The 24439-nt window shown below is 35.0% G+C and carries 29 protein-coding genes; 20 read left to right on the forward strand and 9 right to left on the reverse strand.

The window, feature by feature from the left end:
- Positions 1-292: 292 nt before the first annotated feature.
- Entirely contained in the window at positions 293-1177 is an 885-nt protein-coding gene (locus tag HMPREF3177_RS07755) for a fructose bisphosphate aldolase (protein ID WP_070458442.1), read from the reverse strand.
- A 110-nt stretch (positions 1178-1287) separates the two neighbouring features.
- Between HMPREF3177_RS07755 and HMPREF3177_RS07760 the strand changes: the two genes are divergently transcribed.
- Together HMPREF3177_RS07760 and HMPREF3177_RS07765 are read left to right on the forward strand one after the other, a co-directional pair.
- On the forward strand, positions 1288-2229 hold the full coding sequence (locus tag HMPREF3177_RS07760; protein WP_168161327.1) for an ABC transporter ATP-binding protein: 942 nt from the start codon (positions 1288-1290) through the stop codon (positions 2227-2229).
- A gap of 12 nt (positions 2230-2241) precedes the next feature.
- Complete coding sequence (locus HMPREF3177_RS07765; RefSeq protein ID WP_068131115.1) at positions 2242-2811, forward strand: nitroreductase family protein; 570 nt, start codon at positions 2242-2244, stop codon at positions 2809-2811.
- A 43-nt stretch (positions 2812-2854) separates the two neighbouring features.
- Here the strand turns inward: HMPREF3177_RS07765 and HMPREF3177_RS07770 are convergent, their stop codons facing one another.
- A complete protein-coding gene (locus HMPREF3177_RS07770) occupies positions 2855-4570 on the reverse strand; it encodes an ABC transporter ATP-binding protein (RefSeq protein WP_070458445.1) in 1716 nt (571 codons plus the stop codon).
- 127 nt (positions 4571-4697) lie between these two features.
- Here HMPREF3177_RS07770 and HMPREF3177_RS07775 point away from each other — a divergent pair, with 127 nt between their 5' ends.
- Together HMPREF3177_RS07775 and pepT are read left to right on the forward strand one after the other, a co-directional pair.
- Complete coding sequence (locus HMPREF3177_RS07775; RefSeq protein ID WP_070458448.1) at positions 4698-5759, forward strand: D-alanine--D-alanine ligase family protein; 1062 nt, start codon at positions 4698-4700, stop codon at positions 5757-5759.
- A gap of 34 nt (positions 5760-5793) precedes the next feature.
- Positions 5794-7011, forward strand: a complete 1218-nt coding sequence (gene pepT / locus HMPREF3177_RS07780; RefSeq protein ID WP_070458451.1) for a peptidase T — start codon at positions 5794-5796, stop codon at positions 7009-7011.
- An 18-nt stretch (positions 7012-7029) separates the two neighbouring features.
- Here the strand turns inward: pepT and HMPREF3177_RS07785 are convergent, their stop codons facing one another.
- Together HMPREF3177_RS07785 and HMPREF3177_RS07790 are read right to left on the reverse strand one after the other, a co-directional pair.
- On the reverse strand, positions 7030-8511 hold the full coding sequence (locus tag HMPREF3177_RS07785) for an MDR family MFS transporter (protein WP_148128617.1): 1482 nt from the start codon (positions 8509-8511) through the stop codon (positions 7030-7032).
- 20 nt (positions 8512-8531) lie between these two features.
- On the reverse strand, positions 8532-8711 hold the full coding sequence (locus HMPREF3177_RS07790; RefSeq protein WP_040929018.1) for a hypothetical protein: 180 nt from the start codon (positions 8709-8711) through the stop codon (positions 8532-8534).
- 105 nt (positions 8712-8816) lie between these two features.
- Between HMPREF3177_RS07790 and HMPREF3177_RS07795 the strand changes: the two genes are divergently transcribed.
- Positions 8817-9608, forward strand: coding sequence for a class I SAM-dependent methyltransferase (locus tag HMPREF3177_RS07795; protein WP_070458457.1), 792 nt, complete (start codon positions 8817-8819; stop codon positions 9606-9608).
- Between the two features lie 572 nt (positions 9609-10180).
- Here HMPREF3177_RS07795 and HMPREF3177_RS07800 read toward each other — a convergent pair.
- A complete protein-coding gene (locus HMPREF3177_RS07800; protein ID WP_070458459.1) occupies positions 10181-10567 on the reverse strand; it encodes a VOC family protein in 387 nt (128 codons plus the stop codon).
- Positions 10568-10681: 114 nt separating this feature from the next.
- Between HMPREF3177_RS07800 and HMPREF3177_RS07805 the strand changes: the two genes are divergently transcribed.
- The 9 genes from HMPREF3177_RS07805 to HMPREF3177_RS07845 all read left to right on the forward strand — a co-directional run bounded on the left by HMPREF3177_RS07805 (position 10682) and on the right by HMPREF3177_RS07845 (position 20070).
- Complete coding sequence (locus HMPREF3177_RS07805) at positions 10682-11575, forward strand: YitT family protein (RefSeq protein WP_083286920.1); 894 nt, start codon at positions 10682-10684, stop codon at positions 11573-11575.
- A gap of 10 nt (positions 11576-11585) precedes the next feature.
- A complete protein-coding gene (locus HMPREF3177_RS07810; RefSeq protein ID WP_070458462.1) occupies positions 11586-12005 on the forward strand; it encodes a hypothetical protein in 420 nt (139 codons plus the stop codon).
- Between the two features lie 27 nt (positions 12006-12032).
- Positions 12033-13223 carry an NRAMP family divalent metal transporter gene (locus HMPREF3177_RS07815; RefSeq protein WP_070458465.1) on the forward strand — a complete coding sequence of 397 codons (1191 nt, stop codon included), beginning with the start codon at positions 12033-12035 and terminating at the stop codon, positions 13221-13223.
- Positions 13224-13343: 120 nt separating this feature from the next.
- Positions 13344-14072, forward strand: coding sequence for a glucosamine-6-phosphate deaminase (gene nagB, locus HMPREF3177_RS07820; protein ID WP_068129571.1), 729 nt, complete (start codon positions 13344-13346; stop codon positions 14070-14072).
- A 109-nt stretch (positions 14073-14181) separates the two neighbouring features.
- A complete protein-coding gene (locus HMPREF3177_RS07825) occupies positions 14182-15924 on the forward strand; it encodes an ABC transporter ATP-binding protein (protein ID WP_070458468.1) in 1743 nt (580 codons plus the stop codon).
- A complete protein-coding gene (locus tag HMPREF3177_RS07830; RefSeq protein ID WP_070458471.1) occupies positions 15911-17644 on the forward strand; it encodes an ABC transporter ATP-binding protein in 1734 nt (577 codons plus the stop codon). Before HMPREF3177_RS07825 ends, HMPREF3177_RS07830 begins: the two co-directional genes overlap by 14 nt.
- Positions 17645-17745: 101 nt before the next feature.
- Complete coding sequence (locus tag HMPREF3177_RS07835; protein ID WP_070458473.1) at positions 17746-18297, forward strand: VanZ family protein; 552 nt, start codon at positions 17746-17748, stop codon at positions 18295-18297.
- On the forward strand, positions 18294-19211 hold the full coding sequence (locus tag HMPREF3177_RS07840; RefSeq protein ID WP_070458475.1) for an ABC transporter substrate-binding protein: 918 nt from the start codon (positions 18294-18296) through the stop codon (positions 19209-19211). The genes HMPREF3177_RS07835 and HMPREF3177_RS07840 overlap by 4 nt, the downstream gene beginning before the upstream one ends.
- A gap of 16 nt (positions 19212-19227) precedes the next feature.
- The gene (locus HMPREF3177_RS07845) at positions 19228-20070 is read left to right on the forward strand and encodes a M23 family metallopeptidase (protein WP_083286921.1); all 843 of its coding nucleotides are present in this window, start codon (positions 19228-19230) and stop codon (positions 20068-20070) included.
- Here the strand turns inward: HMPREF3177_RS07845 and HMPREF3177_RS07850 are convergent, their stop codons facing one another.
- A complete protein-coding gene (locus tag HMPREF3177_RS07850) occupies positions 20071-20280 on the reverse strand; it encodes a hypothetical protein (protein ID WP_070458481.1) in 210 nt (69 codons plus the stop codon).
- Positions 20281-20348: 68 nt separating this feature from the next.
- Here HMPREF3177_RS07850 and HMPREF3177_RS07855 point away from each other — a divergent pair, with 68 nt between their 5' ends.
- From HMPREF3177_RS07855 to HMPREF3177_RS08550, 3 genes are read left to right on the forward strand one after another with little or no spacing between them, the layout of a single operon-like run.
- Complete coding sequence (locus HMPREF3177_RS07855; protein ID WP_168161328.1) at positions 20349-20702, forward strand: TIGR04104 family putative zinc finger protein; 354 nt, start codon at positions 20349-20351, stop codon at positions 20700-20702.
- Complete coding sequence (locus HMPREF3177_RS07860) at positions 20686-21078, forward strand: (deoxy)nucleoside triphosphate pyrophosphohydrolase (protein WP_070458484.1); 393 nt, start codon at positions 20686-20688, stop codon at positions 21076-21078. The genes HMPREF3177_RS07855 and HMPREF3177_RS07860 overlap by 17 nt, the downstream gene beginning before the upstream one ends.
- A 3-nt stretch (positions 21079-21081) precedes the next feature.
- Positions 21082-21243, forward strand: coding sequence for a hypothetical protein (locus HMPREF3177_RS08550; protein WP_155974675.1), 162 nt, complete (start codon positions 21082-21084; stop codon positions 21241-21243).
- Positions 21244-21304: 61 nt separating this feature from the next.
- On the opposite strand, the gene HMPREF3177_RS07865 is transcribed toward HMPREF3177_RS08550, so the two are convergent.
- Positions 21305-22300, reverse strand: coding sequence for a metal ABC transporter solute-binding protein, Zn/Mn family (locus HMPREF3177_RS07865; RefSeq protein WP_246827417.1), 996 nt, complete (start codon positions 22298-22300; stop codon positions 21305-21307).
- A 205-nt stretch (positions 22301-22505) separates the two neighbouring features.
- Here HMPREF3177_RS07865 and rpmG point away from each other — a divergent pair, with 205 nt between their 5' ends.
- From rpmG to HMPREF3177_RS07880, 3 genes are all read left to right on the forward strand, one after another.
- Positions 22506-22655 carry a 50S ribosomal protein L33 gene (gene rpmG / locus HMPREF3177_RS07870; protein WP_040929001.1) on the forward strand — a complete coding sequence of 50 codons (150 nt, stop codon included), beginning with the start codon at positions 22506-22508 and terminating at the stop codon, positions 22653-22655.
- A gap of 103 nt (positions 22656-22758) precedes the next feature.
- Entirely contained in the window at positions 22759-23637 is an 879-nt protein-coding gene (locus tag HMPREF3177_RS07875) for a bifunctional 5,10-methylenetetrahydrofolate dehydrogenase/5,10-methenyltetrahydrofolate cyclohydrolase (RefSeq protein ID WP_070458486.1), read from the forward strand.
- A 4-nt stretch (positions 23638-23641) separates the two neighbouring features.
- Positions 23642-23929 carry a hypothetical protein gene (locus tag HMPREF3177_RS07880; RefSeq protein WP_070458488.1) on the forward strand — a complete coding sequence of 96 codons (288 nt, stop codon included), beginning with the start codon at positions 23642-23644 and terminating at the stop codon, positions 23927-23929.
- 38 nt (positions 23930-23967) lie between these two features.
- On the opposite strand, the gene HMPREF3177_RS08555 is transcribed toward HMPREF3177_RS07880, so the two are convergent.
- On the reverse strand, positions 23968-24123 hold the full coding sequence (locus HMPREF3177_RS08555) for a hypothetical protein (protein ID WP_168161329.1): 156 nt from the start codon (positions 24121-24123) through the stop codon (positions 23968-23970).
- A gap of 26 nt (positions 24124-24149) precedes the next feature.
- A partial coding sequence (locus HMPREF3177_RS07885; RefSeq protein ID WP_210388793.1) for a hypothetical protein occupies positions 24150-24439 on the reverse strand: 290 nt, incomplete at its 5' end.

A 24439-nucleotide genomic window follows, 5' to 3' on the forward strand; every position in this document is an offset into this window, starting at 1 on the left:
CTATATAATTTTACACAATATTATGGACTTGACCAGAAATCGCGAATTTCACCGACGATTCGATGATTCCCGTCGGCGAATAGAAATTTCGCCGACGAAAGTCCTGTTAGCGTCGGTGGGGAATCAAATTCACCGACGATTCGCCAGAATCATCGGCGAGATTCAACTATCACCGACGATTCCACCATACCAACTCACCACGCGGCTAAATCTAACCAATCGAACCGATGAAACACCCTGAAAAATATAAAAAACCGAAATTCCATCAGAATTTCGGTTTTATCATCTTTAATTATTTCTTGTTTACTGAAGCGTCGTAGATTTTTTCTACTGAATCAGCGAGTAGGTTGTTGAATTCTTCATCAGTTTGATCGACTGATAATCCTTCTGTTAACCCGCGTGAGAAGCTCGCGATGATTCCTTCGTTTTCTTTTAATAGTTCGTTTGCTGTTGCACGGCTATATCCACCTGATAATGCAACGACACGAATGACGCGTGGGTGGTCGACTAATTCTTTGAAGTTATTTCTTACTGAAGGTATTGTCAGTTTAAGCATGACGTCTTGTCCTTCTTCTAACTTATCTAATTCTTCTAAAATCGCGACTTTTAAAATGTCTTCGATTTTTTCTTTGTCTTTAGAGTTGATGTCAACTTCAGGCTCGATGATCGGTACTAACCCTTTAGCTAAGATTTTCTTACCGATTTCGAATTGTTGTTCTACAACTTCTTTAATCGGACCTTCGTTTGCTTCATGGATGACTGAACGCATTTTTGTACCGAAGATGCCGTGTTCGTTTGCACGGTCTAATAACTCATCAAGTTCAGGCATTGGTTTCATTAATTGAACGCCGTTTTCTTCATCAGCAAGTCCTTTATCTACTTTTAAGAATGGCGCGATACCTTTGTCTCTTAAGTATTCCGCAGTGTATTTACCGTCAACTTTACTTTCCATCGTTTGTTCGAAAAGAATTGCACCTAAGATTTTGTCGCTAGTAAATGCTGGTGACGTAACGATACGTGTACGCATTTGGTGTACAAGATCGAACATTTCCTCTTCAGTATCGTAGCTATCTTCAGCGATACCGTATAAACGTAAAGCTTTAGGTGTTGAACCTCCACTTTGGTCTAACGCTGCAATAAATCCATTACCGTTTTTAACTTTGTCTAAATGTGACATGTATGAATTCCCACTCCTAAAATAATATTAAGCATAATCGCTCATCATCTATATTATGCTAGATTTCTCGATTTAGTTCAATATGTAAGCAATTTATGTATAATATAATTATGGATAAAGTACAACTAACTCAAGTGAGTAAGCATTGCGGAGATATGAGTGCATTACGAAACGTAAATATAAATATAAAAGAAGGAGAATGTTTGGCAATTGTCGGTCCGTCAGGATCAGGCAAAAGTACAATTTTACGCATAATTGCTGGACTCCTTGAACCGTCACATGGTGAAGTGTATATCGATGGTCAAAGAATGACCGATGCTAAACCGAAGGACCGTAATTTAACATTTGTGTTTCAAAACCTTGCACTGTACCCGCATTTAACAGTGAAACAAAATATCGAGTTTAGTATAAAGAAAAGTATGAGTAAAGAGGTGCTCAGAACTCACGTTGAAACGATTGCGACTGAACTTGGTATTAAACGACATTTAGAAAAACTTCCGAACGAATTGTCAGGCGGTGAGCGTCAGCGTGTCGCTCTAGCTAGAAGTCTAGCGACAAATGCGGATATTATATTAATGGATGAACCACTCGCTAGTCTTGACACAAGTTTAAAACGAGAAATTACTGACTTAATTTTACGCATTAAAACTGAAGAAGAGAAGACGATTATATATGTTACACATGATCATAATGAGGCGATGAAATTAGGAGATAAAATACTCGTTCTTAAAGACGGAGAAGTCGAGCAATTTAGTGACGCGTCTAAAGTGTATCGTTATCCAAATAATCCGTTCGTTGCACAGTTTTTCGGGACGTATCCGATGAACGTCTTTAAAGACAACGGTAAATTATTCGCTATAAGACGAGAAGATATAAAAATCGTTGACGATGGAATTCCAGTAACCGTCGATGATGTTGAAATCGTCGGAGGGGATGCATTTGTTTCATTTACATATCTGAGTCAACCGATGGTATTACTAGCGAGAGACGAGAACGTAACTGTTCACGATGACATTCATATACAGTTTAAATTACTACACGAATTTCAATAAGGAGAATGACCAATGAGCGTAATTGAACCAATTTTAAATAGAAAAAGTACGAAGATATTTAAGAAAACAGAACCGATTTCTAAAGAAGCGGTTGAAACGATTATAGAGGCTGCAATCCAAGCGCCGAACCATCACATTACTGAACCTTGGAAGTTTATTGTCATGCAAGGAGAAAACATGCAGCAGTTTTATGATGCGGCAATGGAATTCCAAAAAAACCGTGACATTAGTGAAGAAGAATTTGAGCGTATGAAAGTTAAAATGGTCAGTAAAACGATGGTTGCTCCAACTGTTATTTTAGCGGTCTATAGTAAAAATAAAAATAAGACACGCGGTAAATACGAAGAAGACATTTTAGCGGTCGGTGCAGCAATTCAAAATATGCTTATTCAAGCGACGAGTATGGGCATCGATTCTATTTGGAAGACTGGGCCAGTTTATAATGCTACAGAAGTAAAGTCAGCACTAGGTATAGAGGAAGACGAAGAAGTTGTAGGCGCAATTTTCTTTGGAGAAAACGACAACGCAAAAGAACTTCTTAGAAAACGTACTGATAAACAAGAAAAAACAATTTGGCTATAAAAATAACTATCCTTTTATATTAAAAAGGATGGTTATTTTGTGTTTATAATGCTGCAAATTGTGCATCGTGTAACGCTCGGTAAAGACCTTCGCTATTTTCTAGTAATTCTTCGTGTGATCCGGATTCTTCAATACCGTTTGGTGTCACAACTAAAATACGATCTGCGTTTTTAATTGTCGCAAGTCGATGAGCGATAACAAGTGTCGTACGACCGACTGCGAGTCGGTTTAACGCGGATTGTATTTCTCGCTCTGTTTCAGTATCTAATGCACTTGTCGCTTCGTCTAGTATTAGAATCGGTGGATTTTTTAAGAACATACGTGCAATCGAAATTCTTTGTTTTTGTCCACCAGATAATTTCACGCCGCGTTCACCGACGACTGTGTCTAAGCCTTTAGCATAACTATCGACAAGATCTTTTAACTGTGCTTTTTCAAGCGCATCGTATATTTCTTCATCGGTCGCATCAGGTTTACCATATGCGACGTTTTCTCTTAACGTTCCTGAGAATAGAAATACATCTTGTTGAACGATACCGATGTTTTCTCTAAGTGATTTTAATGAGTATTCCTTAATGTTCGTGCCGTCTATCGTAATTGCACCGTCAGACACTTCATAAAATCTCGGAAGTAAACTCGTAATTGTCGTTTTACCTGCACCACTTGGCCCGACAAGTGCGACAGTTTCTCCAGGAGTTACGTTAAACGATAAGTCGTTTAAGATTTTTTTATCCTCATATGAGAATGAGACGTTTTGGTAGACGATTTCGCCTTTAGGATTTTCAAGCGCTATTGGATTTTCAACTTCTTTAATTTCTGATTCGACTGCCATCGTCTCAGTAAAGTGTTTAAATCCAGCAATACCGTTAGGATATAGTTCGATGACTGCGTTAATTTTTTCGAGTGGTTTAAATAATATATTTGAAATTAAAATAAACGCAGCGAAATCCCCGTAAGAGATTTTATCGTTTAATACGAAGTACGCACCCGCAATTAAGATGAATACTGTCACAAAACGCATGAGCATATATGAAATTGAGTTGTTTAACGCCATGATTTTATATGCTTTAAGTTTTGTCGCTCTAAAGCGTGAGTTAATTGCTTTAAATGCTTTAATTTCATCTTCCTCACGAGCGAATGCTTGAACGAGGCGAATTCCACCGATTTTATCTTCAATTAAATGGTTGAATTCAGAGACACGTCCGAATAATTCTCTAAACGCAACTGTCATCTTTTTGTTGAAATAAATAGCGATGATTAAAATCAGCGGTACGATCACAAATGAAATGACAGCAAGTTCAGGGTTAATCCAAAACATAATTCCAAATGCACCGAGTAGTGTCATCACGGCAATAAATAAGTCTTCTGGCCCGTGGTGTGCCATCTCACCGATATTCATGAGGTCGTTTGTTAAACGTGTTAACAACTTGCCTGTTTTTGTATTGTCAAAATATCGGTACGATAAATATTGAATGTGACTATATAAGTCGTTACGGATATCTCGTTCAATATTTGTACCGAGTAGATGTCCGTAATACGTCACGACATACTGTAAAAACGTATTGAGTATGTATACAGCGAGTAATCCAACTGTTGCGAGTAATATAATTTTAAAGTTACCTGTCGGCAGTAAATTATCTATAAAACCACTGACGATGAGTGGGAAAAGTAACTCTAATAATCCGACAAACACTGCTGATGAAAAATCAATCATAAACAGCGTCTTGTACGGTTTATAATATGAAAAGAATCGCTTCATATAGCACCAGCCCTTAAATAAGATTATCAAAATTATAACATAATAAAATTACGCCACTTAAAAAGAATGATTTATAAATAATGAATATGATAAAATAAAAACGAATTTATGAAAAAGGACGAATCATATGAATAAATTAAATATTGGATTAATATACGGTGGAAAATCAACGGAGTATGAAGTATCACTTCGTTCAGCGAAAAGTGTGTTAGATGCGCTCGATAAAGAAAAATATAACGTACGTTTAATTCACGTACTAAAAACCGGCGAGTGGGTCACTACAACAGATTTAACAGAAATCGACTTAACATTAGTCGACGAAAAAGAAACGATGAAAGTGATTCCGGGTAATCAATTTGAGACGGAATCTGGTGAAATTCAACTCGATTCAATCTTCTCAGTACTGCATGGTACATATGGTGAAGATGGCAACGTTCAAGGATTACTTGAATGTGCGAACGTCGCTTATGTCGGTTGTGATACGAAAGGTAGCGCAGTCGCTATGGACAAAGACGTGACAAAAAGGTTACTCGATTACCATCATATTCAAGTGGCAAACGGAATCGTCGTTCATTCTTATGAAAAGGATGTCGTCGATTTTAACTTAATTGAGGAAGCACTCGGTTTACCGATGTTTATAAAACCTGCGAACCAAGGTTCTTCAGTCGGTGTGAGTAAAGTAGAGAATGAAGACGAGTTTAATCATGCTTTAAACGACGCATTTAAATTTGACGATAAAGTACTCATAGAAACGGCGATTGTCGGTCGTGAAATCGAAGTGTCTGTCCTTGGCAATGACGAGTTAATAGTATCGATTCCAGGTGAAATTGTTTCAAACGTTGACTTTTACGATTACGAATCAAAATACTTAACAGATGACGGTGCGACGCTAATCATTCCTGCTAAACTGACAGAGGACGAAACGAAAAAAATTCAAGAAGTCGCAGAAAATACTTACCGCACTTTAGACTCTTTAGGATATGCACGTGTAGACGTATTTTTAACTGAAGATGGAGAAGTGATTGTAAACGAAGTCAACACGTTACCTGGATTTACATCGATTTCAATGTATCCAAAACTAATGGAACAAAGCGGTATACCGTATAGTGAATTACTCGATCGATTAATCGGTTTAAGTATTGAAAGGTATAACGAAAAAAATAAGTTAACACGTGATTCTGGATTTTAATTTTCGATAAATTACATGGATAAGGGAGATTACTATGAAAGAACAACTTACAGAAAGACTCATTAGATATGCAAAAGTTGACACTCAGTCCGACGCTTCAAGTAAAACGACGCCTTCTACAAGTAAGCAGTGGGATCTTTTACATATGTTAAAAGAAGAGTTAGAAGAAATTGGTTTATCTGATATTACTCTCGACGATAATGGGTATTTATTTGCAACAATACCTGGTAATGTCGATGCTGAAACAGTTGGTTTTTTAGCACACGTCGATACGGCAACAGACTTTACGGGAACAAACGTTAACCCACAAGTCGTTCAGTATAAAGGTGGCGACATCATTTTAAATAGATCACAAGATATCGTTATGACTGTAAAAGAGTTCCCGAACTTAAACAATTATATTGGTCATACACTTATTACAACAGACGGTACAACACTTTTAGGAGGAGACGACAAAGCAGGTATTACTGCAATCGTCACTGCCGCTGAAGCGATTTTAAATAGCGATATCGAGCACGGTGATATCCGTATTGCATTTACGCCAGATGAAGAAATAGGTCGTGGACCTCATAAGTTTGACGTCGAGAAATTTAATGCAGACTTTGCATATACAATTGACGGTGGGCCAGTTGGTGAACTTCAGTACGAAAGCTTTAACGCTGCAGGTGCGAAAGTAATTATTAAAGGTAAAAACATTCACCCAGGTACTGCGAAAGATAAAATGATCAATAGTTTAACAATCGCTTCTAAATTTGCTTTAGAGTTCGACCCTGAAGATACTCCAGAATGTAGTGAAGGGTATGAAGGATTTTTCCATTTACTCACAATTAACGGTTCAACAGACGAAACTGAATTAGAGTATATTATTCGTGACTTTGATAGAGATAATTTTGAAAATCGAAAAGAAACGATGAAGAAAATTGTAGAGAAATATCAAGATACGTATGGTCCACAAAACGTAAGATTAGAACTAGAAGATCAATATTACAATATGAAAGAGAAAATTGAGCCTAAGTTTTATATCGTAGAAATTGCTCAAGAAGCAATGAAATCTCTTGATATCTCGCCTGTCATTCAACCAGTACGTGGCGGAACAGACGGTTCTCAGCTATCTTTTATGGGACTTCCAACACCAAACATCTTCACAGGAACTGAAAACATGCATGGTAGATACGAGTTTACATCTGTAAATGATTTAGAAAAAGCGACAAAAACGATTATAGAAATTGTTAAACGTATCGTCCAAAAATAAAAAACACCGTAAAGAAGATTAATCTTCTTTACGGATTTTTTTTCGTCCATCGTCAACAGGACGTGCAGAGAAAGTTGAGTTTTTCATCATATCTTCACTCGTCACACGTTTTAAGAAAAACGCAGTGATGAGCCCTATTCCCATAAATACAGCACCGACGTTAAATGCTAAGTTAATACCTTCAATTGTAATTTGGTTTTCAATTTCAGGTGTCACAACGTCCAGTTTATTTAAATTAAAGTTAATATATCCTTGCATAACAGAAATTAGTAAGGCGATACCAACAGCTCCAGATACTTGGTTTTGCATAGAGTTTAGAGAAGATCCATCTGGGGTTAAATCACGTGGCAAGTCGTTCATACCATTTGTCATAACTGGTGTGTTAACGAGAGTCATACCAAACGCACGAATGACGTAAATCGTTAAAATGTATGAAAAACTAGTATCTATTGTAAGTCGACCTAAAAACGCTGTTGTTACAGTCGCAAGTGTAAGACCGATAATTGCCATTCCTTTAGGACCGTACATATCAAATAGCTTACCAGATACCGGAGAGAGTAAACCTAAAATTAACGCACCCGGTAACATGAGCAATCCTGTTTCAAGCGGGGAACGGTTTTGTATATCTTGTAAAAAGATCGGTATTAAAATCATACCTGCAAATAGTCCCATGTTCGTTGCAGCACTAATGATCGTTCCGAGTAGATACATACGATATTTATATACTCTAAAGTTTAACATCGGAACGTCTAACTTCATTTGTCGCATTACGTAAAAGTAAATGACAACAACACCAATGATAATTGGACCAAATGTTTGTATAGAAAGTAATTTATGATCTCCAGCTGATACAAGTCCATATAATAATGCACCGAATCCAATCGTTGACATTATAACAGATGGAACGTCCATAACAGCATTTTTGTTTAGTAAAACGTTAGGTAGTAAAACAAAACCAGAAATTAAAAGTAAGATTAAGATCGGTATCATCATTAAAAATAAAACATGCCAGTCATAACGTTGAATTATGACACCTGATAGCGTCGGACCAATTGCAGGGGCGAAGAACATGACTAAACTGAACATCCCCATAGCTGTTCCACGTTTTTCAGGTGGGTAACTTCTAATTAAGGTATTCATTAGAAGCGGCATGAGTATTGAAGAACCTGTCGCTTGGATCATACGTCCTGCGATGAGCATCGGAAATGTCACTGAAAATCCTGCAAGTGAAGTCCCGATTAAAAATAATCCCATTGAACTTAAAAATATTTTCTTCGCGCTAAAACGGTTCATAAAGTAAGCTGTCATCGGAATGATGATTCCGGCAACGAGCATATAAGACGTCGATACCCACTGAACGCTACTCGTTGAAATGCCAAAGTCATTTTTAATCGATGGTAATGCGACGTTTAAAAATGTATTTGATAAAAATGCGATAAACGCACCACTAATTAAGATGATAATTAAACGATAATCTGGCTTTTCGTTCGTTTGTGTCATAATTTCCCCTCCATATATTTTTAATCGAGATAATTATTATCAATAATAGTATATATGTAGAAACCTGCCACACTTCCTAATATAATAGATAATGCAACGATTCTTGGGAAACCGAAACTCGGTACGACAAACGTCACTCCCCAGTAAAATAATAAAATCATCAACGCTATGAGTGTAATCGCGAGTAATGGTTTAGACATAAAATATTCACTCCATATTAATTAAAAAACAATTATTTATTTATCATACAGTTATTTACGTATAGAATACAATTAAATAGTTTGATAGAAAAGGGCGGATAAAAAATGGATTATAAACTAAAAACGTTTGAAGAAGAATACTTTAAAAGTCGTAACGACATACCAAAGGAATTATTAGATGGCATAAAACAACTCGGTATAGATTTTAAAGGTAAGAAAATTTTAGACCTCGGTGCAGGCCCTGGATTTTTATCTAAAATGCTGTCTGACGAAGGTGCGACAGTAGACGCATTAGAGCCGAGTGAAATATTTAGAAAAATGGGAATCGATTATACGCGTGGTGACAACGTTAAATTCCATGATGGATTTGCAGAAAACACGCATTTAAGAGAAAACGATTATGACATTATTTTTGCATTACGTGCATGGCAGTATTTTGATTCAAATGAAGCGGTTAGAGAGGTAAAGCGACTTTTAAAACCAAACGGCCTGATGATTATTTCAGATTTAGGGTTTAGAGTAAATAACTCGATGATGAAAGAAACGATGAAAATCATTCGTGCAAATGCAAAATACAACCAATTAGAACCTGCAGGGTCAAAGAAATATTCAATACAAATGATTAACAGTTTCCCAGTAGAATGGTTCAGTGACTTTAATTACCATAAATTCGACTTAACAAATCTTTTCAAAAAGGATTATAAAATAAAATTCACGGACGAAGAATGGTTGAAACGTATTGGAACGTCATCATGGCTTTCAAGATTTAGTGATCACCGTAAAGAGTCTGTACTAAAAGAAATTAATGATACGTTAAAAACGTCAGTTGAAGGAGATATTTACGAAGTACCACACGTCGTCAGTACAGCGATATTTAAAAATAAAAATAAAAACTAAAAGAAATGAATGTGTGAAAGCACATTCATTTTTTATGCAAAATTTAGGAAAACGAATACAAATTACATCAAAATTTCAGTGTAATTTGTAATTTTTATGTGTGTTAATTATCTAAAAACTTATAAAAACGACTGTAAACCGTTACCATTAGTATTTTTATTCATTCATATGTATAAATGGGTTCGGAATTTAAATATTTAGAAAATATATTTCATATATTAATTATTTAATTTAAAATAACTGAAAATTATCAATATATAAACTTTAAAAAATAGCGTGCTAAATCCTTGATAAACGTTGATATAAAGCCTATACTGTACATAGTAAAGAAAACAAGCACATGAAATAAATTAAAAATTACAGGAGGAAAAAACATTGTATAGCACTCAAATTATTCCAGTTGAACAACGTATCAAGGAGTTTAAAGTAGAAGCTCTGAACAACAAAACAATTAAACAAAGAAGAAATAGTCGTAAATCTACAAATATTTTCTCAAAATTACTTGGTTAATTCGTATTTTTATGAACACAAATAGATTAAAACCGAAGTCAATAGACTTCGGTTTTTTATTTTTATATTAAGTTTAATTGCCAAGATACACCAAATGGATCTGTCACCCATGCAAACTGTCTGCTGAAACCATAATCTTCTAACGGCATTAATATAGACCCTTTTGACTTTATTTTGTCATAAATCGTAATTAATTCGTCCATAGAGTCACACTCAATAAAGAAACTCATACTCGGTGTAAATTTTGATGCTTCGGATACATCAGCATCGTTTAAAATGACTGGATTACCATTTATTGTAATCAAGCTTTGCATCACTTTGCCTTTCATTTCTCCACTTTCAAAATAATTAATGAAAACGACCTCTACATCTTTAAAAACTGATTGATAAAACTGAATTGCTTCTTCTGCTCGACCTTCAAACATTAAAAACGGAGTCATTGATTTCATTCATTTCATCCTTTCTATTGTTGATTGATTGAATCTAATCCTGTTCTGTCATTGAATAAACGTATTAAATCTTATAAAATTAAAGTGTTATATAAAATAAAAGGAGTCGATTAAATGATAGCAAAAAACAGAAAAAAAGTTGAAAACTTTAATAAGCGAAAACTTTCGTTTAATAAAAATTGGACTGTTCAAACGCTAATCAATGCGTTTGTTATCATCGTCGGCTCTTTTGTCTTTGCGATTGGGATTAACACATTCATGATCGGTGGTCACCTTGCTGAAGGTGGGGTTATCGGTATATCAATCATACTTTACTATGCATTTGGTTGGTCTACTGCCCTTACGAACTTACTCATTAACGTTGTGATATTAGCTATCGGCTTTAAGTTTTTATCTCGTAGAGCAATGTATTATACAATATTTACAATACCGATGACGTCAATCATGTTATGGATAACAGCGGATTGGCAAATGGACTTTGAAAATATCATCGTAAACATGGTGTTTGGTGGTATTTTAATCGGTATGGGAATTGGTTTAATATTTAGAGTCGGTTCGACGACTGCTGGAACGACAATTTTAGCGCGTATTGCAAACAAATACTTAGATGTTAACGTGTCATATGCGCTACTATTCTTTGACTTAATCATTGTGACAATTGGTTTAACAGTCGTTCCATTAGAACGTGTGTTACTGACAGTCATTGCTTTATACATCGCAACAAAAGTAATGGACTTTATCATTGAAGGTATGAATCCGAAAAAAGCAGTGACGATTATTTCAACAAAACCAGAATTACTCGCTGAACACGTGGCGAATGATATTAAACGTGGTGTAACAATTATGCATGGTCGCGGATACTATACACAAGAAAACAAAGATGTATTATACGTTGTTATTAACAAGAACCAGCTCGGACGTTTAAAACGTGTCATTAAAAAACACGATGAATCTGCGTTTGTCGTTGTCCATGATGTAAACGACGTGCTCGGTAACTTTATAATTTAAGGAGGAAATGATGGAACTACAATTATATTTTCATAATAAAGAAGTAGAGTTATTACCAGAAACAGTGTTTGAGTTTTTAAATTCTGATCAGTGGTTTAAAAATAACATTAATGGGTTGTCACGTATTTCTTATGAATCAAATAGTGAAAATGTGAGAGATGAAGGAACTCCGTTTGTACTCACATATAATGGAACAGACTATAAAGGAAAGATTAACAAATATGTCGAAAATAGAAGGCTAGAATTTACGATATTTGGTTACGATTATATTATTAAAACGATGATTAATATCGTACCGGTTGAGTCACGTTCAGAAGTCGTTATTTCATCAGTGCTAGAAACACATTCTGTTTCAACGCTTTTAAAATTCGGCGCACGTAAATTTTCTATTACAAAACAATTGAATGACGTAATAAAACCAATGTACTAATTTAATGGGCGAATTGAGGTGAAGGTCATGAACGAGAGAAGATTAGAGAGAAATAAAATCTTTAGTGCGGTATTTTTAATGGCCAGTGCTTCAATTGGCCCTTTGTTTTTAATGTCAACGGCGGACTTAACGATTCAATTTTATGAGCGTCTTGCGTTCGTCATTATAATCACTGGAATTATCGAACTCGGCATACAAATGAATATATGGCGAATACTCACTGTCGCAAAAACGCCGGCACATTTAGTCATCAATAAAATTATCCCGAATTTTGGGACGTTTATGTCTGTCGTTGTCTTACTTGGAGGAATCGCGTTTAATATCATTAATATTTCGGGTTTAGGAATTGGAATTAGTTTATTATTTAATGTCGATATAAAACTCGGCGCATCCATTGGGCTTATGATTGCGATTTTATTTTATTTATTAAATAGAAATCGTATTACGTTAGAAACGTTTATCGGAGTGATGTTAAGTTTTATTATCGCAATAATTCTACTTGCGTACGCATTTACAGCAACAGATGTACCGTATGATGTCACACTTGCAAAAACGGTCCTACCGATGATTGATTACGATATTGTGACGACAATTGCGATGATGGTTGCCCTATCGATTGGTGGATATATTAGTTTTGCTGGTGCACATCGTTTAATTGATGTAGAAATTACCGGTGAAAAGTATAAAACAGCAGTCACTCGATCTGCTGTTTATAGTGTGATTATCGTTACAGTGACACGCTTACTATTATTCTTTACAATACTCGGGTTATCTAGAAGTAACGTCATTTTATTTAAAGATAACTTATTAGAAAGTGCTTTTTCAGAAGTGTTTGGTGGTCTTGGTAGCTACGCTTTAGGGATATTATTTATATGTGCATCATTAACGTCTATTGTGAGTGTCGCGTATACGACAGGAACATTTATTAAATCAGTTAATGATATTATTAAAAAATATATCGATGTCGTATTACTCATGCTCGTTTTAACGAGTTGGTTCATCTTTTTACTAAAGGGCGAAGAGGTTGTGTTACTTCAGATTACAACAATTTTAAATGGATTAATATTACCAGTTATTCTCGGTGGGATATTACATGCTTCAAGACGTTCTGATATCGTTGGACATTATCGTCATCCACTATGGTTGTCTATATATGGAGTCTTATCACTAGCAGTATCATTTATACTCGTGTTTATTTTAATTTACGAACTTCTATAGTTATTGTTTTACAGAGAAATTAAAAAAGAATATAATATTAAAATACTTAAAAGTCTTAAAGACACTTAAGTATCGTATGCAATTAGCTTGCATACATCGAGTTTCAATTGGAGGCACACAATGACAAATTTTAAAGAAATTAAAGCAAATACTTATGAAGACATGAGTAACGAAGCGGCAACAATTATTTTCGACGCATTAAAAGAATCGAAACAATTTTCATTAGGCCTTGCGACAGGGTCAACGCCTGAGGGTATGTATGATGCGTTAGCAAAAAAAATTAACGAAGCAAATTTAGATCTGTCAGAACTAACGACATTTAACTTAGATGAATATGTCGGATTAGATGAGTCAAACGACCAAAGTTATCATTATTTCATGGAACAACATTTCTTTAGTAAGTTAGATATCCCACAAGAAAACATTCATATTTTAGATGGTGTTGCAGAAGATTTACAAAAAGAAGTGGAAGACTATGAAGCGCTTATTGACGAAGTAGGTATCGATATTCAAGTACTCGGTATCGGAAGAAATGGTCATATTGCGTTTAACGAACCAGGAACAGATTTTAATTCACTCACACATAAAGTACAGTTAACAGATGAAACGATCGAAGATAATTCAAGATTCTTTGAATCGATTGAAGACGTTCCAACTGAAGCGGTATCGATGGGGCTTCAAACGATTATGAAAGCTAAAACAATCATTCTTTTAATCTCTGGTGACAATAAGAAAAATGCACGTGATTTATTCATCAGTGGAGAAATTACAGAAGACATCCCGGTATCCATTCTCCACAACCACGACAACGTTATTTTAATTACAGATAGTGCAGCACGTGGCGAATAATAATTATTGAATAATTATTTCAAAAATCGTAATATATAATTAATCATTTAACGGAGGGTAATTACCCTCCGATTTTTGTATATAAAGATCAAAAAGAAAGGAACAAAAGATGCTTACATTTTTAAAGAAAATCAGTTGGTATTTTCGAAAACATAAGCTCAAATTACTCATTATATTAGCATCTGCATTAATTTTAAACATTTTAGAAATTTTACCTCCGCTACTCATTGGTAAAACAATCGACCTCATTACAGCGGGGTCAATGACGTTAGACTCGATGAAAATGATTATCGGTGTATTCTTCTCTGCGATTCTATTGATTTATATACTGACATACATAAGTACGTATTACATCATGCAGTCTGGTTATGATATTGATGCGATTTTACGTAAGCGTTTAGTCCGTAAGTATTTAGCGATGTCCCCATCATTCTATGAAAGAAATAGTACGGGAGACTTAATGGCGCGCATTACGAATGATTTACGCAGTGTGACGATGGGAACGACATTCGGTATTATCACAATTATCGATACGTTAATTTATGGGACAATAATATTAGTTACAATGATGATTGTCGTTAATCCGGTGTTAACAATTATTGCTTTACTTCCGTTACCACTACTTATTGTGACGGAAGTAAAAATCGGTAAAAAGATTATGGAACACCATATGAAAGCACAAGAATCATTCGGAAAAATGAACAACAACGTATTAGAGGTTGTTGAAGGTGTTAGAGTAACGAGAAGTTATGTACAAGAAAATCCGGAGTATAATCGTTTTAAATCAATGACTTCTAATTATATTGATCGCATTATGAAAGTTGCGAAATTAGAAGCACTTTTTGAGCCAATTACGACGTTAGTCGTTGCAACGTCATTTATCATCTCATTTATTGCCGGTGCGTTTTTTATCAATAACGGAACGATCACACTCGGTGAGTTTATAACGTTTAATATTTATTTAAATATGATGATTTGGCCGATGTTCGCATTTGGAATTATGTTAGACACTACAGAAAGAGGTCGTGCATCACTTAACCGAATTGAAGACTTACTGAACGAAGAAGATGATGTGTTATTCTCAGGTGAAAGTGTTCAAAACAACAATATCTCATTTGACGACTACTCATTTACGTATCCGACATCGAGTCGTGAGAATTTAAAAGGTATTGATCTCGAACTTAAAAAAGGAGAGACACTCGGTATCGTCGGTAAAACGGGAAGCGGTAAAACGACGTTTATTAAACAGTTTTTAAAGTACTATTCTGAAGGTAATGGTCAATTTATTATCGATGGAAAACCGATTCAAAATATTAATAAAAAAGAACTGAGAGATTTAATTGGCTATGTTCCGCAAGAAAACTTCTTATTTAGTAAAACAGTTCGAGAAAACATTTTATTTGGTAAAGAAAATGCAACAGAAGAAGAACTGCAGCGCGCAATTCAAAATAGTGCGCTAGTCAATGACTTAAACAATATGAAGCACGGCTTAGAAACGAAAGTCGGAGAAAAGGGTATCGCATTATCTGGCGGTCAAAAGCAGCGTATATCGATTGCGAGAAGCTTAATTAAAGATCCGGAGATACTTATTTTAGATGATGCTTTAAGTGCAGTAGACGCAAATACTGAACAACATATTATCGATGCGTTAAAGAAAACACGTAAAGATAAAACAACGATTATCATTACGCATAGATTATCTGCCGTGGAACATGCAGATCAAATTATCGTTATCGATGACGGGGCAATCGTTCAGTCTGGTACTCATAAAGAGTTAATAGAAACAGACGGATGGTACAAAACACAACACGAGTACTTTAAACATGGAGGTGAGAACGTTGAACCAACTTAAAAGATTATATGAATTTACAGCTGGTCACCGTTCACTCCTTCTCTTCGGAATCGTCCTTAACTTAATCGCGGTTGGGTTAAACTTACTCGGGCCGTTTTTATTAAAAATTATTTTAGATAATTACTTAGTAAAAGAGAATGTCGTTGTTAAAGGCTTAGTCATTATGCTTTTCATATACTTAATAGTCCAAGTGACTAACGGACTGATTGGGTATTACTCAAGACTCGTAACATTAAAAGCAGGAAGTAAAGTCATCCAATCGATTCGACTTAAAGTCTTTAGACATGTTCAAAAATTACCGGTACGTTACTTTGACAACTTACCAGCAGGGAAAGTTGTAGCAAGAATCACTAACGACACAGAAACGATACTAAATGTATTTACGTCAGTTCTCACTCAAGTGATTACGAGTGTGTTTACGATTTTAGGGGTCGTTATTGCATCGTTCTTTGTAAACGTGTATGCAGGATTGTTAATGATACTCGTATTACCGTTTCTATTTTTATGGTTATACTTATACCGAAAAGCGTCTAACAAATTTAACATGACAAAACGTGAACGAAATAGTGAAATGAACGCGTCTATTAATGAATCTATTAGCGGTATGAGTGTCATTCAAGCATTTAATAACGAAGAAAAAGTGTTTAACGAGTTTTCTAAACTAAACGAAGATTACTATAAAAGTTCAGTGCGACTTTCAAGGTTAAACGCACTGACAAATACGAACTTAATCGAGTCTTTACGTAGTGTTGTACTCATGATTTTAATCTTCGTATTCAGTTATATGTTTGTATTCCAAAACACAGCATGGTCTGTAGGTTCGATGTACTTAATGATTGACTACGCCGGGAAAATTATGATGCCTTTATATGCGATTATCGGTGTGTTTGATATCATCGAACAAGCTCGTGTCGCGACAAATAAAGTGTTCGAATTACTCGATGAGGAAGAAGAACGAGAAGACCATCAAGAACTTCAAACGTTTAAAGGAAATATCGAGTTTAATGATGTCAATTTCTCATACAATAAAGGACACCGAGTGTTAAATAACATTAACTTTAAAGTAAAAGAAAATGAAACGCTCGCACTCGTTGGGCATACGGGATCTGGTAAGAGTTCAATTATCAACTTACTGATGAGGTTTTATGATCCGGATAGTGGAGAGATACTGTTTGACGGTGTCGACACAAAAACATTAAACAAACAATCGATGAGAAGTCATATGGCAATCGTTTTACAAGATCCGTACATCTATAACGGAACACTTCTTTATAATATTCGTCTTGGTAGTGAAGACATTACAGAAGAAGAAGCCATCGATGCTTTAAATTCTGTCGGTGGAGAAATGATTTTAGAACGCTTTGAAAACGGGATTCATGAAGAACTTATTGAAAGTGGTTCGACATTATCACTTGGAGAACGTCAGCTCATTTCATTTGCGAGAGCATTAGCATTTAAACCGACACTATTAATACTAGACGAAGCAACGTCTAACGTTGATAGTGAAACAGAGCAGCTCGTACAAAATGCAATGAAAGTTGTATCTTCAAATCGAACGACGGTAATAATCGCACACAGATTATCGACGATTCAGCATGCGAACAACATCCTATTATTAGACCAAGGGAATATTGTAGAATCGGGTAATCACGAGGAGTTACTAAAACTCAGCGGTAAATACCAAGAAATGTATCACAAACAAGTAATGAAGAAAGAATGACATTGAGAATATTCTCAATGTCTTTTCTTTTTAAATTGATATACTCATGTCAAAATAATATGGTATAGTCAGTCCATAAATAAAATTGGAGATTTGTTACATTGATTTTAATTAAAGCGTTTTGGCCTGTCATTCCGGTTTTTTTCATTTGTATTGTCATATTGCTTTTATTCGCAATTTATTTCAATAGAAAGTTCAATCACCGGTTAAATGATTATAATAAATTTAAAGATTTTACGGTGTTTGTCGGCATAATGATGAGTGTTATTGGTATACTATTAATTACGATGATGCCGACGAGTTTACAGGGACATACGAGTAATGTCGTACCGTTTCAGTCGATGAGAGAGCTGTATGATTATGGTACAGATGAGGCGATTTTTAATAATTTAGTTATGAATATCGTATTATTTGTGCCGTTTGGATTTTTCGTCTATTTAATGACGAAAAAGGAATGGTTGACGAGTATATTTGGATGCTTGTTTTCAATTTCGGTTGAAACGATTCAATATATATTACCGATTGGACGTACGACGAACATCGACGACGTTATTTTAAACGTCACTGGAACGTTAGTCGGAATTATACTCGCATACTTTTTTAGAAAGCTCGAGTACTTTATATTTAATTATATTAGTAGGGATAAATCATGAAAAAAAGATTATTGACGTTATCTGCAACCATATTATTAGCGGGTTGTAGTACATATCAGGAAGTGAGTAGTGACGAAAACACACGTGTCATTACAACTGAACAAGCAGGACACTTAGAACTTAATAAAGAAATTAAGCGCCCTGTATTATTTCGTGCAGCAGATCCTTTAAATGCTGAACTGCTCGGTGTAGAGCCCGTAGGTGTTAACTCTCAGCTTAAAGGTTCGGAGTTAGTGGAAGAGAAGTTAGATGCGACTTTTATTGAACCTGGTGATTTTGAAACAGTAGAGTCATTAAATCCAGATTTAATCGTCACGTATGCACCGGATGAGTACTCTGCGACATATAGAGATTACGCACCAACAATTGAAATGCGATATATTACGAGCGCATTTAATCCATATAAAAAGCGAATTTATTTGACTCACTTTTATTATTTAGGTGTCATGTTAAATAAAGAAGAAGAAGCAAAACTTATTGTGGATGAATTTTTAGAAAAAATGTCTACACTTCGTAGTCAGTTAAATCAACAAGTGCTCGATATGAATGCTGCAGTCATTGTCGATGAAGATGATACGTATTATTTAAGGCCGAAATTTTCAAGTTTTGGAACTGAAGCAGTATATGACGTATTAGGATTTAGTCAACCGAAATATATTAAACGTATACTAGAAAGTGATGACTATAAAATATACGAAACTGAAGATTACAGTGCTGCGAAACTCGATTATTTATTTGTCGCGACAGATGACGTAAATAACGAAAATAAAAAAGAGGCTCTTGCGAAAGCGTTTAACATAAATGTCGAACAAGTGATATTTATGAATATCGATAACTTTAGACCGAACGACTTACAATCTGTAGAGTTTCAATCTAAAGAGTTAATCGAAACGTTAAACAAATTAAATCATTAAAAAGGGACGTGACTTCATGGTAACACCAGATACATTTGTAGAATATTTTAATAGTGAGAAGTTTAAAGAAATCTATGACACAGCATTTGAACCGTTTAAACAAAATACTGAAGAATCAAGATTTGTCGAATCGTTACAAATCTTTCATCGTGAAGCGGGAGATCTTCATCAAAAATATCACAATAAGTTAACGATGAATTTTAATCGATATTTTTATGTGAATGATGAAGAAACACATAGTCTTACTGCAGCATTTACAGATGATAATGAGATTATCGGTATTGAACTTCACTTAAATGAAAAGTACGATACGGATGACGTTTGGACAAAAAATGAGTATGCATTACCACTAGAAGAAGCAGTTGTGTCTGCAGGTGGTACAGATGTGTTTCATAACTATCATTACAGAACAGAGAATCAACGCTATGCGTATGATTTAACGAATATGGTTGAGTTATATCACCATAACGGTGATCCCGGTGATTTAAATTCGTACTTCGTATTTGGAAATGATGTACTCGCACCGCTGGAAGGAGTAGTCGTCGATGTTAAGCGTGATGTTAAAGATAACCAAATTGGTATCGTGAATCAAGATGAGCCGTCAGGAAACTATGTAATCATAGAGCACGAAAACGGAGAATATAGTTTACTTGCACATTTAAAAAAGGATAGTGTACAAGTTGACGTTGGAGATAGTGTCGTTACTGGAGAACTTGTTGGGCAAGTTGGAAATAGTGGTGCGACGACATTGCCACACTTACATTTTCAAGTGATGAGTGACAAAGAATTAAATAAAGACTCTATACGCATTCGTTTTAAAGACTTTGAGAGTCTTAAACAAGGCGATAGAGTCGAATAATTACTCGTCATTGTTTTTTCGTTCGAACGGGTTTTCATCGTATTCTCGTTTAAACACACTCATAATCGACATTAAAGCGATGAGTACGAATAAAACGAGTACTGAGAATTTAAAAACTCCAGGTAAATAAGGCAAACTGAATCTATAAATAACAGCCAATGCAATAATGATAAGAATCGTATTTAGTGATTTGCGTAACTCGATTTTCAATATAAGCACTCCTTAACTATGATACTTATTATATTAGCATAAACAGTGTAAAAAAATGGGGGATTCAAGTGGCAAAAAAAGAGTTTCATACGGCCGTATGTCCGAATTGCCATCATAAATGGACATATAAAGAGAAGTTGCTCGGCTATATGATTAAGCCGAGATCTAGAACGCGCTGTCCAAATTGTAAAGAATATATAGAACCATCGACAAAATCTGTCGTATTTGAGTATATTGCGCTCGCTTTACTTATTATTTCAATAGTTTTTATCGTTCCGAATTTACCGATATTAAATTCGACACGAATCATTATCGTTTTATTTTTATTTTTTATTTATACGTTTATCTTCGTACCACTTACAGTCAGATTCGAAGAAATACATTACAATATAAAGGATAAGTCAAATGAAAAAGGAAATTAACGTCGTTGCAGCGGTGATTGTCGACGATTTAGATCGTATACTCGTCGCAAAAAGACCTCCTGGTAAAACACTCGCGAACCTTTGGGAGTTCCCAGGAGGAAAAGTTGAAGCGGGTGAGGATGAAATTGAAGCGTTAAAGCGCGAATTGTTAGAAGAAATGGATACTGAAATCGAAGTGCTCGATAAAATTACGACGACGCGTTATGAATATGATTTTGGAATCGTTAATTTAACGACGTACTATTCAAAAATAGTACGTGGAAATTTAACATTAAACGAACATATTGAAAAAAGATGGTTAAAACGTAGTGAACTCGGGAATATAGAACTAGCACCCGCAGACTTACCTGCGATTCGAATCATTCAGGAGGGATAACAAGTGGATTTAATTAAAGGATTAATCGGTTTTTTATTTAAAACATTACTCGTACTGACATTATTTACTGGAATTGGACTAGTCGTCGCATACTTTGTCGTTAAAAAAGATGTAAAAGAAATCCAAGAATTTACAGAACGTATCCGTCTAGAAATGGAGCAATAATACTTTTACACATATAAAAATACCCTTTGTTGATTTTAAAAAGTCAACAAAGGGTGTTTTTTTAATCTTGTAATGCTTTTTTAAGTGTTTCGATATTTTCTTTCATCAGACTTTGATATGTTGAGTCTTCTGGATCGTTATCAGTTAAAGCTTCTAAGTTGTGGAACGGTAAGAATTCTACATCTGTCTCTTTTCCGATCATGTCAGTTAGACGTGAAGAAACGTTTTGTTCTCTTAAAATGTATGGAGTTTTAGTTTCTTTAATGTCTTCAATCATATGAGTAAGTTCTTTTTGTGATGGTTCATCGTCGTTTAATCCGTGAATACCAACTTGTTTAAAGTCGTATTTGTGTGCTAAGTAACCGATAGACTCATGTGAAATATATACTGTATCACGTTTTTTATCTTTCATTGCTTCGTCTAGAGAATTAGATAATTCTTCTAAGTCAGCTTTTAAAGATTCAAAGTTTTTCTCGTAAGTTTCTTTTTCGTCTGGGTTCATTTCAACTAATTTGTCTTTAATGTTTTCTGCCATTTGTGTAGCTAGTTCTGGATCTAACCAAACGTGTGGGTCGAACTCACCGTGGTGGTGATGATCGTGTCCGTGGTCGTGTTCATCTTCATCTTCAGTTGCATCGTGATCGTGATCATGGTCGTGGTCATGATGATGTTCGTCTTCGATGAATGCTTCTTCATTGTTAAATGCTTCTAACACTTCAGTGTCGTTTTCGATTGTCTCATGTATCTTTTTAGCTACAGGGTCTAATTCATGATTTGTATAGATGAAAAGATCGCCTTTTGCATAGTTTAGAATGTCTTTTTGGGACGGTTCATAGTTATGCATGTTGACGTTTTTAGGGTAAATAGATTCGACTTCCATCGTGTCTCCTGCGATTTCTTTAGTCATACTATATAGTGGAAAAACTGTAGTATACACTTTAAGATTTTTGTTGTCGCTATCTGTGTTATCACTTTCTTTGTTGTCAGCTGCGTCGTTACTACAAGCAGCGAGAACAAGTATAGCGACGAATGAAATTAGTAATGCTCTTAATTTCAAAATAATTCCCTCCAATGTTTTTGTACTAAAATAGTATATCGTAACGCCTACGATTTAGCAAATATAAATTTGTGAAATTTACTTGAATTATTAGGGCGTCTACTGTAATATTAATAAAGTGATTAAAAACCGTAATCATCCGTTGATGATCAACTGGCCAGTTGAAGAGAAATCACACGATAATTTATTTGAAGAGGTGACAATAATGCGCGTACAAGTTATTTTAGAATGTACTGAAACAGGTGACCGTAACTACCACACAGTGAAAAACAAGAAAAACAATCCTGAGCGTATCGAGCTTAAAAAATACAGCCCAAGATTAAACAAAGTTACACTTCACCGTGAAACTAAATAAGTAATTGTTTTCAATAACCATATCTATTTGATATGGTTATTTTTTATTATCGAAATGTCATTATGGTATAATAATCTCAACATAAAATATGGAGGGTTACACAATGGCAGAAATTTTAGATGGCAAAAAAGTAGCCGCACATTTATCTGAAGAAATTAAAAACGCAGTTGAAGAATCTATCAATCACGGGATTACACCGACAGTCGCTTTTGTCCGTGTTGGTGATCTTGAAGATTCAATTTCTTACGAAAATGCAGCGGTAAAAAAATTCCAAAAATTAGGTATCGAAACGAAACAATTCCATTTTCCTGAAGACATTTCTGAAAAGGAATTTTTAGATAAATTTAAAGAGATTAACTGGGATTTTTCAATCCACGGTATTCTTTTATTACAACCACTTCCAAAACATATTAATATTACGAGAGCTGCGCAGTTAATGCGTTCATTTAAAGATATCGATGGGTTAACAGTTATGAACTTAGGTAAAGTGTTAACGAACGCAGATGACCGTTTAGAACCATGTACGCCAGCAGCGGTGATGGAGTTCTTTGATTACTACAACCTCGATTTAAAAGGTAAAAACGTAACAGTAGTCGGAGCAAGTGCAGTCGTTGGTAAGCCGTTATCGTTACTCATGATGAATAGAGATGCAACAGTAACGACGTGTAACTTATATACAGACGACTTAGTCGACAAATGTAAAAATGCAGATGTTATTGTGAGTGCTGCTGGAGCAGTAGATTTAATTCGTAAAGAGCATGTTAAACCAGGTGCTGTCGTTATCGACGTTGGTATTAACTTTAACGAAGAAGGAAAACTTGTCGGAGATGTTGCGTACGACGAGGTTAAAGAAGTCGCAGGTTACATTACGCCAGTACCAGGTGGAGTGGGTGCAATTACGACGACAAAACTCGCTGAGCATTTAATTAAAGCAATCGAACATCAGAAACAAGCAATATTATTTATCGAGGATAAATTCTAAACCGATGAAAAAACGTACAATAGTTTTATTAATCATTGCAATTATTATTTTATTTATCCCAGTGGTCGATAAGACGAGCAAGTCCGAGCGAGTGATTATAGATAATTCAACGAGAGAAATTATTCATCCGGATTGTTTTGATGAAAAAAAACATTCGAATTGGATCGATGAAGTTACATTTAACAATGCGTTAAACAACAAAGAATATTTGGTTAGAGACGCATGTTCAAAAGAAAAATTACCGATTGGAAAGACGTCTATATTTAATCGGATGTTTTTAAAGAAAGATTAAAACAAAAATGTCTGGCTCAATTAAGAGTCAGACATTTTTTAGTATAAATTCAATTTCATCTCAGGTTTCGCCTCTGTTTGAACGAATATAACGACGTCTCCATCTGCCGTAAAATATACATTCTCTAAATTTCGAACCGTCGTGACAGACGCTTCATCAATTGTCATATATATTAACGCGCGTATTTTGGACATATTTATATTCGAATTTAATATCTATCTTAGTCCAACTCCTTTACAGTAGGGTCAACGTTACTATACACAGTTACTTTTTCGTCAGGTGAATCATAGACATAGCACTGGACTTTTGGCTCGATATACTTAATGTCTTCTATAACATTAGATGGTTTATATGAATTTCCTTTTTGTATGATTGAAGATACATGTTGCATCCCGCGATAAGCTCTAAATGTCGCTTCAAATAACTTTCCATGATGTTTGTAATGAATAGTTGTTGTCATAGGATAGCTTCCTTCATCTACTGTTATTTCGTATCTATAAAAGAGAATTT

It is taken from the genome of Nosocomiicoccus sp. HMSC09A07 (genome assembly GCF_001808485.1).
In the GTDB taxonomy this organism is placed as follows: domain Bacteria; phylum Bacillota; class Bacilli; order Staphylococcales; family Salinicoccaceae; genus Nosocomiicoccus; species Nosocomiicoccus ampullae_A.

Excerpts from the sequence above, each read along its gene's own strand:
- HMPREF3177_RS07755 (WP_070458442.1), bottom strand. The coding sequence starts at position 1,177 with ATGTCACATTTAGACAAAGTTAAAAACGGTAATGGATTTATTGCAGCG.
- HMPREF3177_RS07760 (WP_168161327.1), top strand. The coding sequence starts at position 1,288 with ATGGATAAAGTACAACTAACTCAAGTGAGTAAGCATTGCGGAGATATG.
- HMPREF3177_RS07765 (WP_068131115.1), top strand. The coding sequence starts at position 2,242 with ATGAGCGTAATTGAACCAATTTTAAATAGAAAAAGTACGAAGATATTT.
- HMPREF3177_RS07770 (WP_070458445.1), bottom strand. The coding sequence starts at position 4,570 with ATGAAGCGATTCTTTTCATATTATAAACCGTACAAGACGCTGTTTATG.
- HMPREF3177_RS07775 (WP_070458448.1), top strand. The coding sequence starts at position 4,698 with ATGAATAAATTAAATATTGGATTAATATACGGTGGAAAATCAACGGAG.
- pepT (WP_070458451.1), top strand. The coding sequence starts at position 5,794 with ATGAAAGAACAACTTACAGAAAGACTCATTAGATATGCAAAAGTTGAC.
- HMPREF3177_RS07785 (WP_148128617.1), bottom strand. The coding sequence starts at position 8,511 with ATGACACAAACGAACGAAAAGCCAGATTATCGTTTAATTATCATCTTA.
- HMPREF3177_RS07790 (WP_040929018.1), bottom strand. The coding sequence starts at position 8,711 with ATGTCTAAACCATTACTCGCGATTACACTCATAGCGTTGATGATTTTA.
- HMPREF3177_RS07795 (WP_070458457.1), top strand. The coding sequence starts at position 8,817 with ATGGATTATAAACTAAAAACGTTTGAAGAAGAATACTTTAAAAGTCGT.
- HMPREF3177_RS07800 (WP_070458459.1), bottom strand. The coding sequence starts at position 10,567 with ATGAAATCAATGACTCCGTTTTTAATGTTTGAAGGTCGAGCAGAAGAA.
- HMPREF3177_RS07805 (WP_083286920.1), top strand. The coding sequence starts at position 10,682 with ATGATAGCAAAAAACAGAAAAAAAGTTGAAAACTTTAATAAGCGAAAA.
- HMPREF3177_RS07810 (WP_070458462.1), top strand. The coding sequence starts at position 11,586 with ATGGAACTACAATTATATTTTCATAATAAAGAAGTAGAGTTATTACCA.
- HMPREF3177_RS07815 (WP_070458465.1), top strand. The coding sequence starts at position 12,033 with ATGAACGAGAGAAGATTAGAGAGAAATAAAATCTTTAGTGCGGTATTT.
- nagB (WP_068129571.1), top strand. The coding sequence starts at position 13,344 with ATGACAAATTTTAAAGAAATTAAAGCAAATACTTATGAAGACATGAGT.
- HMPREF3177_RS07825 (WP_070458468.1), top strand. The coding sequence starts at position 14,182 with ATGCTTACATTTTTAAAGAAAATCAGTTGGTATTTTCGAAAACATAAG.
- HMPREF3177_RS07840 (WP_070458475.1), top strand. The coding sequence starts at position 18,294 with ATGAAAAAAAGATTATTGACGTTATCTGCAACCATATTATTAGCGGGT.
- HMPREF3177_RS07845 (WP_083286921.1), top strand. The coding sequence starts at position 19,228 with ATGGTAACACCAGATACATTTGTAGAATATTTTAATAGTGAGAAGTTT.
- HMPREF3177_RS07860 (WP_070458484.1), top strand. The coding sequence starts at position 20,686 with ATGAAAAAGGAAATTAACGTCGTTGCAGCGGTGATTGTCGACGATTTA.
- rpmG (WP_040929001.1), top strand. The coding sequence starts at position 22,506 with ATGCGCGTACAAGTTATTTTAGAATGTACTGAAACAGGTGACCGTAAC.
- HMPREF3177_RS07875 (WP_070458486.1), top strand. The coding sequence starts at position 22,759 with ATGGCAGAAATTTTAGATGGCAAAAAAGTAGCCGCACATTTATCTGAA.
- HMPREF3177_RS07880 (WP_070458488.1), top strand. The coding sequence starts at position 23,642 with ATGAAAAAACGTACAATAGTTTTATTAATCATTGCAATTATTATTTTA.
- HMPREF3177_RS08555 (WP_168161329.1), bottom strand. The coding sequence starts at position 24,123 with ATGTCCAAAATACGCGCGTTAATATATATGACAATTGATGAAGCGTCT.